Source organism: Streptomyces sp. NPDC057424 (assembly GCF_042803315.1).
Taxonomy (GTDB): Bacteria; Actinomycetota; Actinomycetes; order Streptomycetales; family Streptomycetaceae; genus Streptomyces.
Genome location: NZ_JBHVCP010000052.1, coordinates 23,291 through 36,016, shown reverse-complemented (window position 1 = coordinate 36,016; position 12,726 = coordinate 23,291). Strand labels below are relative to the sequence as shown.

Below are 12,726 nucleotides of genomic sequence, written 5' to 3'. Positions count from 1 at the left end.
CGCGGCTTTCGGGTTGCTGTGAATCGGCCCTCGCACGGCGCGGGTCACAGACAGCGGGGTGTCCGGGGCGAAGACTGGGGCATGACGGAAGGAGCGCCCGTGGTGGAACGCACCGCGCCGCCCCAGGAGACGGCCACGCCGACGCCGGCGGGCGCGCCCGGCTCCGATGTGCCGGGGCTGCTGGACGGGGTGCCGCGGCAGCGGAGCCCGCGCGAGACGGCGGCCCCGGGAGTACGGGAGCCCGTCCCGGCGGCCGTGCCCCGGCTGCGCACGCTCCGCCCCTGGCGGCTGCTGCCCACGCCCCCCGGCACCCCGTTCACCTTCGGATACGCGATCCTCCTCTGCGCCACCTCACTGTTCTCCGCGTGCGCGGACCCGGCCCTCGTGCACGCCCTGCTCCAGGGCTCCAGCACGGACGTGGCGCACCTGGTGCGCACGCCGGAACTGGTGCTGATCGGCAGCGCGCTGTGGGTCGCGGGCGGGGTGACCTCACCGTTCGCCGTCGCCTTCGTGCTGGTGCTGACCGCGCTGGAACGGCGGATCGGCGGTCTGCGCACGGCCGGTGTCTTCCTGCTCGGACATGTCCTCGCCACCCTCGCGACCGAGGTGCCCGTGGGCCTCGCGGTCCTGGCCGGGCACCTCCCCGGCTCCTCCCTGCACCGCCTCGACTACGGCGTCAGCTTCGGTGTCGCGGCCGGCATCGGCGCCCTGGCCGGTCTGCTGCCGCTCCCGCTGCGCGTGCCGCTGCTGGCCGGCTTCGGCTGGATCCTCCTTCAGGACCTGCTCGCCTTCAGTGACCCGATGACGAACTGGGGGCACCTCATCGCCCTGGTGATCGGCGTGGCGACCTGGCCTCAGGTCCGGCGGTGGCGCGCCGGGCGACGTCTCGTCCAGGCCTCTCACCAGGCGTAACCCGCTTCCTCGCGCTGGATCGCTCACAGCGAACACGTCCCGGGGAACATCCCGCCCCCCTCCAGCATTGAGTCGGCGTAGCTCAACTTGACTGCCGAAGGGGAGATCATGGCTTCGACGTCCACACCGCTCACCCTGCCCGTGCTGCCGCTCGACGGCGAGGTCGTGCTGCCCGGGATGGTGGTCCCGCTGGACCTGAGCGACTCCGAGGTCCGTGCCGCGGTGGAGGCCGCCCAGGCCGCTGCCCGGTCAACGCCCGGAAAGCCCCGGGTACTCCTGGTGCCACGCATCGACGGGACCTACGCGAACACCGGTGTCCTCGGCACCGTCGAGCAGGTCGGCCGGCTCGCCGACGGCGACCCGGGCGCCCTGATCCGCGGGCGTAGCCGGGTGCGCATCGGCGCGGGGACGACCGGTCCCGGCGCAGCCCTCTGGATCGAGGGCACCCGCGTGGACGACACCGTTCCGGACCCTCTGCCCGGCCAGGTCGCGGAACTGGTCAAGGAGTACAAGGCCCTCGCCACCGCCTGGCTGCGCAAGCGCGGCGCCTGGCAGGTCGTCGACCGGGTCCAGGCCATCGACGACGTCTCGGCGCTCGCCGACAACTCCGGCTACTCGCCGTTCCTCACCACCGACCAGAAGGTCGAGCTGCTGGAGACCGCCGACCCGGTGGCCCGGCTGAAGCTCGCCACCCAGCAACTGCGCGACCACCTCGCCGAGCAGGACGTGGCCGAGTCCATCGCCAAGGACGTCCAGGAGGGCGTCGACAAGCAGCAGCGCGAGTTCCTGCTGCGGCGTCAGCTGGAAGCCGTCCGCAAGGAGTTGCGCGAACTGGGCGGCGAGCAGGAGGGCGAGGAGTCCGACGACTACCGCAGCCGCGTGGAGGCCGCCGACCTGCCCGAGAAGGTCCGCGAGGCCGCGCTCAAGGAGGTCGACAAGCTGGAGCGGTCCTCCGACCAGTCGCCCGAGGGCTCCTGGATCCGCACCTGGCTCGACACGGTCCTGGAGATGCCGTGGAACGAGCGCACCGACGACAGCGCTTCCGCGTACGACATCCGGGGCGCCAAGGCGGTCCTGGACGCCGAGCACTCCGGTCTCGAGGACGTGAAGGAGCGGATCACCGAGTACCTGGCGGTGCGCAAGCGGCGTGACGGCCGGGGCCTCGGCGTCGTCGGCGGGCGGCTCGGCCACAGGCCGGCGCGAAGCGCCTCGGCTGAGGGCGCTGGTGGGCGACGGGACGGCGGTGCCGTGCTCGCGCTCGTCGGACCGCCCGGCGTCGGCAAGACCAGCCTGGGCGAGTCCGTCGCCCACGCGATGGGCCGGAAGTTCGTGCGCGTCGCCCTCGGCGGTGTTCGTGACGAGGCCGAGATCCGCGGGCACCGGCGCACCTATGTCGGCGCGCTGCCCGGCCGGATCGTGCGGGCCATCAAGGAGGCCGGGTCGATGAACCCGGTCGTGCTGCTCGACGAGATCGACAAGGTGGGCTCGGACTTCCGGGGCGACCCGGCCGCCGCCCTGCTCGAGGTGCTCGACCCGGCGCAGAATCACACCTTCCGGGACCACTACCTGGAGGTCGAGCTGGACCTGTCGGACGTGGTCTTCCTCGCCACCGCCAACGTCCTGGAGGCGATCCCGGAGGCCCTGGCCGACCGGATGGAGATCGTCCGCCTGGACGGCTACACCGAGGACGAGAAGGTCGTCATCGCCCGTGATCACCTGCTCCCGCGCCAGCTGGAGAGGGCCGGGCTCGACGAGGACGAGGTGACCGTCGACGAGAGCGCGCTGCGAAAGATCGCCGGGGAGTACACGCGTGAGGCGGGCGTGCGCACCCTGGAGCGGTCCGTCGCACGGCTGTTGCGCAAGGTCGCCGCCCAGCACGAACTGGGCGAGCGGAAGCTGCCGCTCACCGTGACGGCGGACGACCTGCGGGACCTGATCGGCCGGCCGCACCACGTGCCCGAGTCCGCCCAGGACCCGGCCGAGCGGCGGACGTCCGTGCCGGGCGTGGCGACCGGGCTTGCGGTGACCGGAGCGGGGGGTGACGTGCTGTTCGTCGAGGCGTCGCTGGCCGACCCGGAGACGGGCGCGGCCGGGCTGACCCTGACCGGTCAGCTGGGTGACGTGATGAAGGAGTCCGCGCAGATCGCGCTGAGCTTCCTGCGCTCCCGCGGCGCCGAGCTCGAACTGCCGGTGGCCGACCTGAAGGACCGGGGCGTGCACATCCACTTCCCGGCCGGTGCGGTCCCGAAGGACGGCCCGAGCGCGGGCATCACGATGACCACCGCCCTCGCGTCCCTGCTCTCCGGCCGGCTGGTCCGCACGGACGTGGCGATGACCGGCGAGGTCTCGCTGACCGGGCGGGTCCTGCCGATCGGCGGTGTGAAGCAGAAACTGCTCGCGGCACACCGGGCGGGTGTCACCACCGTGATCATCCCCAAGCGCAACGAGCCCGACCTGGACGACGTCCCGGCGGAGGTGCTGGGCAGGCTCGACGTCCACGCCGTCACCGACGTCCGCCAGGTCCTGGAGCTGGCGCTCGCGCCCGCGACCAACGGGGCGGCGCCGGAGGTTCCGGAGCGGGCGCTCATAGCGAAAGGACCCCTTAGGCACTGAGGGAGGACGCGACCGGATGAGGGAGGCCCGGGTGCCCGTGCGGGAGGCCCGGGCCTTCACCGTGTGGTGGCCCTGTGGACACGGACGCCCTGACCTGCGGAATACTTGCCGAACTGCGGTGATGACGCCAGGTGGCGGAAAATCCCAGTACCGGAATTGTCACGACCGGGCGACGACCGAGGCAGGGGCTGACGTGCACGAGGGCGGCAACGACGACGGACACCGCAACGCCGGTGTGGCCGGAAGCGGTGTGGATCAGCCCGCCTTCCTGGCACTGGAGCGCGAGCTGACCGTGCTGCTGCGGCGCGCCCGGGCCAGCCAGGGCGAGATGGCCCGCGAGGTCCACCCCGACCTGGAGTCCTCCGCGTACGGCCTGCTCGTCCGGCTGGACGAGTGCGGAAAGCAGCGGGCCACCGAGCTCGCCGCCTACATCGGGGTCGGCAAGGCGACGATGTCCCGTCAGCTGCGCGCTCTGGAGGAACTCGGGCTGGTCGCGCGCGAACCCGATCCCGCCGACGGACGCGCCTGGCTCGTCGCCCTCACCCAGGAGGGCCACGACCGCGTCCGCCGGGTCCGGGAGGCCCGCCGCGCCCGGTACGCCGGCCGCCTGGCCGACTGGGACTCCCGCGAGGTCACGGAACTGGCCCGGCTGCTGAACCAGCTCAACCGCGGTATGGAGAAGTAGGACCGGGCACAGCGCGGGCGTCCGCCCGGCACGCCGAGAGCCCGCACCGGACGCCGCGGGGCCCGCCCTGCAGGGGCCGACGCGACGTCTGCCGGCACCCTCAGAACTCGACGTACACGGCCGTCGCGTCGTCGTGCCGCTTGCCGCGGCCCGGGGGCGTCGTGGCGGCGTCCGACCGCTCCAGCGTCCGGACGCGGTCCACCAGCGCCTGCGGACCCTCCTTGCGGAGCAACTGGAAGTAGTCGGTCCAGTCGCCCTCCTCGAATCGCTCCACCCAGCGGGTGGCGCCGTCCGTCAGCGCGGCCAGGGCACGGACCCGGCCGCGGGGCACGGTTCCGGTCACCGCCCGGGCGGCCACCGCCGGGTCGGCGGCGGCCGTGAAGAAGCCGCCCTCCCTGTTGCGGAGGGTGGAGTCCACCAGAGCGTCCGTGGCCAGCGCCGAGCGGGGGAGCAGGGCCAGCCGGTCGTCGAGGACGGGTGTCACGACGCCGTCCGGGGACTCCAGGAGAAGAGCCGAGTCGGACAGGACCAGGTACTCGACCACGTCCGGGTTCCAGCGGACGGCGACCGCCGTGGCCTGCGGTGTCCGGGGGTGAGAAAGGTCACAGGTTGTGGCGTGTGCCTCGGAGGTACGCACGATGGCGCGGGACAAGACGCCGACGAGGGGTACATCCGGGAGCGAAACGGTCAGCTCGGTCAGCGCTCCACCGAGGCGTGCGGTGAACCAGGGGACGGGATGCAGACAGCCCGTCCCGGTCTTCGGCGGTGTGACCCCGTCCAGGACGACGACCGAACCACCCTGTCCGGAGGCCGGTAGCCCGACACTGGCGAAGTCCTCGTTGGGGCGGCCGGCGTCTCCCGGCTCCGAGGCGAGTTCCGTACGCATCCAGCCAGTCTGCACGAGCCCTTCACAAGGTCCGCAAGAGGCTGGCAATGGTTGCCTGGCCGGCGCAGCCACGCAGGTCAGGCGCCTGGTTTGGGCAGGAATGATTTGTTCCGGGAAGGCGTGGTGGCGAATACTGCCACCGCCCGCCGTCATCGTCCAACCGGCGTGCCGCGCAAGGTCGCTGCAAGGGCCCGCGGAACTTGCCCCTCAACTCCCCTCCGAGGTTCACTCCTTCGGGTGGCGGGTCAGGTGATGCGCGTGCGCTGCCCACCGGCGCTGGGAGGGTCGGGAAGTGTACCGGGAGTACGCACCAGTTGACGGAGCGTCATCCGGGCCCAAGGGTTCACGAGTCAGGAATGCGAGCACCGGTGCAGAAGACGCGGCCTCGTCGCACAGGCAAGCAGACGGCCCCTGTTCAGGGCGCTGAGCCGACACCCCCCACCGGCAAGGGCCGCCCCACGCACGTACGCAACCGGCTGATCGTGGCCGTGGCCGTGGTCGCCGCGGCCATCGCCGGCGTCGGCGCCCCGTCCGTTCTCGCCGCCTCCGGGCAACTCCACGACTCCCAGGAGCTCGTGACGCTCGCGGAGCAGACGCAGGACGCCCTCGCCCTCGCGCACTCCCTCGCCGACGAGCGGGACGACGTCACCTCCTACATCGCCGCCGGGCGCCCCAAGTCGAAGGCGCCCTCCGAGCAGCGCAGCGCCCGCGTGGACCGGCAGGTCGAGGAGCTGCGGGCCGACACCGACACGCCTGCCTCGCTGCGCTCCGACCTCGACGGCATAGCGGCCGTGCGCAGGGCTGCGCTCACCGGCAAGAGCAGTGCCCTGGAAGCACACCAGGCGTACTCCTCCGCCATCACCGAACTCCACGGGCTCGCCGAACAACTGGCGCAGCAGACGCCGCCGCGTGCGGGTGCCGGCGGCTATGCGCTGGCCGAGCTGGACTCCGCCGTCCAGCAGGCGGCGGCGGCCCGTGGGCTGCTGCTCGCCGCGCTGAGTGTGCCGCGCAGCACCGAAACGGTCATCGACCCCGTCACCGGCCTGCCGACCGAGACCGCCACCTCCTCGGACGAGGACACCCGGCAGCGCGACGCCCTCAGCGCCGCCGCCCAGCAGGCCCGCCTGCGCTCCGACGCGGCCCTGGCCGACTTCCGCGGCACCGCGCCCAAGCCGTCCCGCGCCTCCTTCGACTCCACGGTCACCGGCACCGAGGTCAACTCCGCCGACAAGTACCTCGCCACCCTGACCGACCAGCCGACGCTCTCCAGCAGCGACCTCGCCACCAGCACCAAGCGGCTGGACGTGGCCCTGTCCGCCCGCGTGGACCTGATGCGCGGCGTGGAGTCGGCCCTCTACGACCGGCGCACCAAGGACCTCGAGGCGCTGCGCGACGACGACGTCACCGCGCTGGAGATCCGCATCGCCGTCCTCGGCGCCCTCATGCTGCTCGCCGTCGGCGTCGCCACGGGCATGGCCCGCAGCCTCACCCGACCGCTCGCGGTCCTGCGCCTCGGGTCGAAGCGTCTCGCCGAGGCCGACGACCCGGTGACCGAGGAACCGGTGAAGTTCACCGGCCGCAACGACGAGTTCGCCCAGGTCGTCCGCTCCGTGAACGCCCTGCACGCGCATGCGGCCGCCCTCACCGAGCGGATCACCACGCTGGAGTCCGACCGCAAGCACCTCGTCGGCCAGCGCCAGAAGATGGCCGACGCACGCGAGGAACTGCGCGGCGAACTCGCAGAGTCCGCCGCCCAGCTGGAGCGGTTGCGCACGGCCATCGGAGGGACGTTCGTCAATCTCGCTCTGCGCACCCTCGGCCTCGTCGAGCGGCAACTGGCCGTCATCGAGAACCTGGAGGAGCGCGAGCAGGACCCGGACCGGCTCGCCACGCTGTTCAAGCTCGACCACTTCGCGACGGTCATGCGCCGGCACAGCGAGAACCTGCTGGTACTCGCCGGTACCGAGCACGTCCAGCACGCCGCCGGGCCCGTGTCGCTGGTGGACGTCGTCCGCGCCGCGGTGAGCGAGATCGAGCGGTACGAGCGGGTCCGGATCGCCGCGCTGCCGCCGCACGCGCACATCGCCGGGTTCGCCGCGGACGACCTCTCCCACCTGCTGGCCGAACTCATGGAGAACGCCACCTCGTTCTCCCCGCCCGACATGCCCGTCGAGATCTCCGGCTGGCTGCTGGAGAACGGCGAGGTCATGCTTTCCGTCCAGGACGAGGGCATCGGCATGACCGAGGACCGGCTGGAGCGCCTCAACTCCCGCCTCACCGACTTCGACCCCGAGGCGCCGTACGACCAGGAGGGCGAGGACGGTCTCGGTCTCGGCCTCTACGTCGTGGCCCGGCTCGCCCACCGTCACGGCGTGCGCGTCCAGTTGCGCGAGCAGAAGCAGGGCGGTGTCGCGGCCGTCGCCGTCCTGCCGCGCACGCTCCTCGCCGCCGCCCCGCCCGTGGCCGTCCCGGCCTCCGGCCCCCTCGCCGGCACGACCCAGTCCTTCTCCTTCCCGGGCGCCGACGCCGAGGCCAACTCCAACGTCCTGCACGGCCGCGCGGCCGGCGACGACCCGCTGGTGGCCCTGGCGGAGAAGGCGGTACGGCAGGACGAAGCCGCGGACCCCACAGCCGCCGCCCAGCACCCGGAACCGGCCGCGTCGCCGGAACCGGCCGAGGCGAGCGCTACGCCCGAGGCGACAGCCCCGGCGCCGTCCCCGGAGACATCCGCCGACCCGGCTGCGCACGCCGGGCCGGCCGCGTACGACGACCCGGCGGCGTACGACGAGCCGACCGCCCACGACGACCCGGCGACGCACGCCGGGCCGACCGCCCGCGACGACCCGGCGGCGTACGCCGGGTCGGCCTCGTACGACGACCCGGCCTCGTACGACGAGCCGACCGCCCACGACGACCCGGCGACGCACGCCAGGCCGGCGGCACCTCCCGGCCCGGCCGCGTACGTCACCCCGGCGCCACCCGTCACCCCGGCGCCACCCGCCGACTCGGCGCCCGCGCACGTCGACCCGGCCACACCCGCCGCCCCGGCGGACCCCGTCGCGCCCGTGGAGTCGCCCGCGGAGACCACGATGGAGCTGCTGATCCCGGTGCAGCCGGGGGCGTCGGGCCCGGACGGGCGCGAACCGGAGGCCGCCGATGGCGGGACCGGCCCGCAGGGGCCGCCCACGCCCGAAGACGCGACCCGCACGGGCGGGGCGGACGGGGACGAGAGCCCGCAGCACGAGCGCGCACCCGACGAGGAGGAGGACCGCGTCACCGACAAGGGCCTCCCCAAGCGCACCCCGAAGATCACCGAACCGACCACCGCCTCGCGCCAGCGCAGCGGCTCCGTCGACGCCGACGCCCTGCGCCGCCGCCTCGGCGGCTTCCGTCAGGGGGCGCAGGCCGGCCACCGCGACGTGGAGGCGGAGATCGCCGAGAGGACGGCCTCGCACCAGCGGCCGGCCACCGGCGCAGCAGGACCAGCTGAACCCGAAGAAGCCACGGGGGGCACAGTCGAGGAGGCAAGCAGTTGACCGCTCCCAGTACCTTCGGACTGATCGGACTGAGCAGTGAGGCCCGCAACCTGCACTGGCTGCTGACCAACCTCGTCGAGGAGGTACCCGGCATCCTCTCGGTCGCGGTGGTCTCGTCCGACGGACTGCTCCTTCTCTCCTCCGACGACCACCGCAACAAGGAGGCGCGGCAGGCCCTGCAGGCCCGCGGGACCCGGCGCACCGGACCGCGCGGATCCGCCGCCGACCTGGCCACCATCGTCTCCGGCATCGGCAGCCTCACCATCGGCGCCGCCCGGCTGATGGACTTCGGCGGGGTGCGGCACACGATGATCGCGATGGACGAGGGCAGCCTGTTCGTGATGTCGATCAGCGACGGCTCGCTGCTCGGCGTCCACGGCTCCGCGGACTGCGACATGAGCGTGGTGGCGTACCACATGGCCCTGTTCGTCGGCCGCGCCGGTCACGTCCTGACGCCCGAACTCCGCAGTGAACTCCGTAAATCCCTGGAGGATTCCCAGACGACGGGGAGTGCCCGATGAGTACGCCGAAACATCACCTCCCGGTCCGCGGCGGCGACCGCAAACCCGCCCGGGTCCGCCCCTACTCGCTCACCGGCGGCCGCACCCGCTTCGGCCACGTCCTCCTCGTGGAGACGTTCGTGGCGAGCACGGCCGCGCTGGACGCCCCGGAGGAGCGCAGGGAACTGACGAACGGCTCCCTCTCCACCCGCGTCATGCCGGAGCTGCGGGCCATCGTCGAACTGTGCCGCCGGATGCGTACGGTGGCCGAGATCGCCGCGCTGCTGAAGATGCCGCTCGGCGTGGTCCGCGTGCTCCTCAGCGACCTCGCGGACCAGGGAAAGATCCGTGTGTACGGAACGGGCACCGGCCATGGCACGGGCCGCCCGGACCGGGCTCTGCTGGAAAGGGTGCTGAGTGGACTCCGTCGTCTCTGACGTCGCTCACGGCGTCTCTGGTTCATCCCCGTTCGTCCAGCCCGGCGAGAGCATGCACGCCTGGGAGACGGACCGCACCCGGGCCCCGATCGCCACGAAGATCGTGGTGGCGGGCGGCTTCGGCGTGGGCAAGACCACGCTGGTCACCGCCGTCTCGGAGATCACGCCCCTGCAGACCGAGGCGCTGATGACCGAGGCGAGCGAGGCGACCGACGACCTCACCGCCACACCGGGCAAGTCCACCACCACGGTGGCGATGGACTTCGGGCGCATCACGCTCGACGACGACCTGGTGCTCTACCTGTTCGGCACGCCGGGCCAGCAGCGGTTCTGGTTCATGTGGGACGACATCGTGCGCGGCGCGATCGGCGCCGTCGTGCTGGCCGACACCCGCCGTCTGAAGGACTGCTTCCCGGTCCTGGACTACTTCGAGAGCTCGGGACTGCCGTACGTGGTCGCGGTCAACCACTTCGACGGCAGCGAGCTGTTCGAGCCGGAGGACGTTCGGGAGGCCTTGACCATCCCGCGACACATACCTGTCATGATCATGGACGCGCGTCGCCGGATCTCCGTGATCGAGACCCTCCTGGCCCTCGTGGGCCACGCGCTCGACGAAACCCCCGAGTAGAGGACAGCCCCGCATGCGGAAGATACTCGTCGTCGGAGCCGGTCAGTCCGGGCTCCAGATCGCTCTCGGCCTCCAGTCGCAGGGGTACGAGGTCACCCTGATGTCCAACCGGACGGCGGACGAGATCCGCACCGGCCGGGTCATGTCCACGCAGTGCATGTTCCACACGGCCCTGCAGCACGAGCGCGATCTCCAGCTGAACTTCTGGGAGTCCCAGGCCCCGAAGATCGAAGGACTCGGCGTCTCGGTCGCCGCCCCCGGCTCCTGGGCCGAAGGCCCCTCCGCCCGCGCCATCGACTGGCTGGGCCACCTCGACGGATACGCGCAGTCCGTCGACCAGCGCGTGAAGATGGCCGGCTGGATGGAGACGTTCGCGCAGCGCGGCGGCCAGCTCGTCATCCACGGCGCCGCCGTCGGCGACCTCGACTACTTCTCCCGCACCTACGACCTGGTGCTCGTCGCGGCCGGCAAGGGCGAGCTGGTCCAGATGTTCGGCCGAGACGCGGAGCGCTCCCCGTACAGCGAGCCGCAGCGTGCCCTGGCCGTGGCGTACGTCCACGGGCTGGGCCCGCGCCCAGAGCACCCCGACACCGAAGGGGTCCGCTGCAACCTCGTGCCGGGCGTCGGCGAACTGTTCGTCATGCCCACCCTGACCACCTCCGGCCGCGCCGACATCCTGTTCTGGGAGGGCATACCCGGCGGCCCGCTCGACGTCTTCAACGGCGTCAAGGACCCCGCGGAGCACCTCTCCCTGACCCTGGAACTCATGGAGCGGTACGTCCCCTGGGAGTACGCGCGGGCCACCAAGGTCGAACTGACCGACGCGGGCGGCACGCTGGCCGGGCGCTACGCTCCCACCGTCCGCAACCCGATCGGCCGTCTCCCCGGCGGCGGACTCGTGCTGGGCGTGGCGGACGTCGTCGTGGCGAACGACCCGATCACCGGGCAGGGGTCCAACTCGGCGTCCAAGTGTGCCGCCGCGTACCTCTCCTCGATCGTCGAGCACGGTGACAAGCCGTTCGACGAGGAGTGGATGCGGGCCACCTTCGACCGCTACTGGGACACCGCCCAGCACGTCACCAAGTGGACCAACACGATGCTCGCGCCGCCGCCGGAGCACGTCCTGAACCTCATCGGCGCCGCCGGTGGGCTCCAGCCGGTCGCCGACCGCTTCGCCAACGGCTTCAACGACCCGTCCGACTTCGAGAACTTCTTCTACGACCCGGACAAGACCCAGGCCTACCTGGCCGAGGTGTCGGGCGCGGGCGCCGCGTAACCCTCGAAGCCCTCGTCCGACCCGTCCGTGGCGCCTTCGGGGAGCTCCGGCGGCTCGTACCGCCGCAGGGGCTTCCCCGTCGGGTCGGGGCGCACGGCGCCCAGGACCGGGTTGGCCGCGATCGGTGACACCTTCACCTTCGCGCCCGGGCGGGGTGCCTGGACGACCATGCCGTCCCCGAGGTACAGCGCCACGTGCGTGGCCTTCGGGAAGTACACGACGAGGTCGCCCGGGCGCAGCTCGTCCAGCGGGATCCTCTCCAGTTGCTTCCACTGCTCCTGGCTGGTCCGGGGGATGGGTGTCCCGGCCTCGGCCCAGGCCCGCGAGGTCAGCCCCGAGCAGTCGTACGTCCTCGGGCCCTCCGCGCCCCACTCGTACGGCTTGCCGAGTTGCCGCACGGCGTAGCGCACGGCCCGGCCGCCCTCGGCCGACGGGGCACGGACGCTGCTGTTGCTCCCGCCGCTGCCGCTGTTCTCGCCGCTCCCGCCGGTGTCTTCGGCGTTGTTGTCTTCGGTGTCTTCGGTGTTTTCGTCGTCTTCGCCTTCTTCGCTGCTGAGCGCGCCGGACGCCATGAACTCCTTCTGCGCCTTCGCGATGCCGGTCTGCTCGAACTCGGTGAGGTCGGTGAGCTGGTCGCGGCTGAGGGAGGCGAGCAGTTCCTCGACGTCGTGGAGGCGGGCGCGGACCTCGTCCCGTTCCTTCTTGCGCCGCTCGGTGAGGGCGAGCCGCCGGTCGAGGGCCGTGCGGGCCTTGCGGGCCAGCTCGTGGGCCTTGCGCTCGTTGCCGGTCAGCCGCCCGATGGTGTCGGCTCGCTCCTGCGCCAGCCGGCCGATCACGTGGCCCTGCTCGATCGCGTGCTGCGGGTCGCGGGCCAGGAGCAGGCGTACGTAGGGGGAGATGTCCGAGCTGCTCTGGTACTGCTGCCGGGCCAGCCGGCCTGCCGCGCCCCGGCTGTCGTGCAGGGAGAGCCGGGCGCGGGCGAGGGCGCGGTCCAGGCGGTCGGTCTCGGCGCGCTGCTTCTTCAGCTTCTCCTCGGTGGCGTTGTAGGCCTCCGTGGCCTCTTCGGCTTTTCTGTACAGCGTCTGAAGGTCAGTCAGGAGCTCGGCGATGTCGTGCTGTTCCGTGTCCGGCTCGGGGACGGCCGTGGCCGGGACGGGCGCCAGGGCGGTTCCGGCCGCCGTCGCCGCGATGCAGACCAGACGCAGAAGCCTTCCTGACATGCCATCACCTCCGTTGCGGGGGCGGCGTGGTGC

The 12,726-nt window shown here is 72.4% G+C and carries 10 protein-coding genes; 8 read left to right on the top strand and 2 right to left on the bottom strand.

From position 1 onward, the window contains the following. Positions 1–102: 102 nt before the first annotated feature. The 3 genes from ACFU3E_RS30555 (at position 103) to ACFU3E_RS30545 (ending at position 4,210) form a co-directional block, all read left to right on the top strand. Positions 103–912, top strand: a complete 810-nt coding sequence (locus tag ACFU3E_RS30555; protein ID WP_384165398.1) for a rhomboid-like protein — start codon at positions 103–105, stop codon at positions 910–912. A gap of 108 nt (positions 913–1,020) precedes the next feature. Further along, on the top strand, positions 1,021–3,525 hold the full coding sequence (gene lon / locus ACFU3E_RS30550) for an endopeptidase La (RefSeq protein ID WP_384165348.1): 2,505 nt from the start codon (positions 1,021–1,023) through the stop codon (positions 3,523–3,525). Positions 3,526–3,718: 193 nt separating this feature from the next. Beyond that, positions 3,719–4,210 (top strand): MarR family winged helix-turn-helix transcriptional regulator, encoded by a 492-nt coding sequence (locus ACFU3E_RS30545; protein ID WP_384165395.1) that lies wholly within the window; start codon positions 3,719–3,721, stop codon positions 4,208–4,210. 100 nt (positions 4,211–4,310) lie between these two features. Here the strand turns inward: ACFU3E_RS30545 and ACFU3E_RS30540 are convergent, their stop codons facing one another. Further along, positions 4,311–5,096: a protein phosphatase 2C domain-containing protein gene (locus tag ACFU3E_RS30540; protein ID WP_384165345.1), complete on the bottom strand. Its 786-nt coding sequence runs from the start codon at positions 5,094–5,096 to the stop codon at positions 4,311–4,313. A 368-nt stretch (positions 5,097–5,464) separates the two neighbouring features. Between ACFU3E_RS30540 and ACFU3E_RS30535 the strand changes: the two genes are divergently transcribed. Genes ACFU3E_RS30535 through ACFU3E_RS30515 form a run of 5 tightly spaced genes read left to right on the top strand, consistent with a single transcriptional unit; the run spans position 5,465 to position 11,473 of the window. Then, complete coding sequence (locus tag ACFU3E_RS30535) at positions 5,465–8,632, top strand: nitrate- and nitrite sensing domain-containing protein (protein ID WP_384165342.1); 3,168 nt, start codon at positions 5,465–5,467, stop codon at positions 8,630–8,632. Then, a complete protein-coding gene (locus ACFU3E_RS30530; protein WP_384165339.1) occupies positions 8,629–9,153 on the top strand; it encodes a roadblock/LC7 domain-containing protein in 525 nt (174 codons plus the stop codon). The genes ACFU3E_RS30535 and ACFU3E_RS30530 overlap by 4 nt, the downstream gene beginning before the upstream one ends. Then, positions 9,150–9,569: a DUF742 domain-containing protein gene (locus ACFU3E_RS30525; RefSeq protein ID WP_384165335.1), complete on the top strand. Its 420-nt coding sequence runs from the start codon at positions 9,150–9,152 to the stop codon at positions 9,567–9,569. Before ACFU3E_RS30530 ends, ACFU3E_RS30525 begins: the two co-directional genes overlap by 4 nt. Then, entirely contained in the window at positions 9,550–10,197 is a 648-nt protein-coding gene (locus ACFU3E_RS30520; RefSeq protein ID WP_361301969.1) for an ATP/GTP-binding protein, read from the top strand. The genes ACFU3E_RS30525 and ACFU3E_RS30520 overlap by 20 nt, the downstream gene beginning before the upstream one ends. Positions 10,198–10,210: 13 nt before the next feature. After that, positions 10,211–11,473: a styrene monooxygenase/indole monooxygenase family protein gene (locus ACFU3E_RS30515; RefSeq protein ID WP_384165332.1), complete on the top strand. Its 1,263-nt coding sequence runs from the start codon at positions 10,211–10,213 to the stop codon at positions 11,471–11,473. Here the strand turns inward: ACFU3E_RS30515 and ACFU3E_RS30510 are convergent. Continuing rightward, positions 11,437–12,693 (bottom strand): NlpC/P60 family protein, encoded by a 1,257-nt coding sequence (locus tag ACFU3E_RS30510; protein ID WP_384165329.1) that lies wholly within the window; start codon positions 12,691–12,693, stop codon positions 11,437–11,439. The two genes, ACFU3E_RS30515 and ACFU3E_RS30510, sit on opposite strands and share 37 nt — an antisense overlap. Positions 12,694–12,726 lie beyond the last annotated feature (33 nt).

What these genes read in the sequence shown, in the direction of transcription:
- ACFU3E_RS30540 (WP_384165345.1), bottom strand. Translation starts at nt 5,096, where the DNA reads ATGCGTACGGAACTCGCCTCGGAGCCGGGAGACGCCGGCCGCCCCAAC.
- lon (WP_384165348.1), top strand. Translation starts at nt 1,021, where the DNA reads ATGGCTTCGACGTCCACACCGCTCACCCTGCCCGTGCTGCCGCTCGAC.
- ACFU3E_RS30515 (WP_384165332.1), top strand. Translation starts at nt 10,211, where the DNA reads ATGCGGAAGATACTCGTCGTCGGAGCCGGTCAGTCCGGGCTCCAGATC.
- ACFU3E_RS30510 (WP_384165329.1), bottom strand. Translation starts at nt 12,693, where the DNA reads ATGTCAGGAAGGCTTCTGCGTCTGGTCTGCATCGCGGCGACGGCGGCC.
- ACFU3E_RS30525 (WP_384165335.1), top strand. Translation starts at nt 9,150, where the DNA reads ATGAGTACGCCGAAACATCACCTCCCGGTCCGCGGCGGCGACCGCAAA.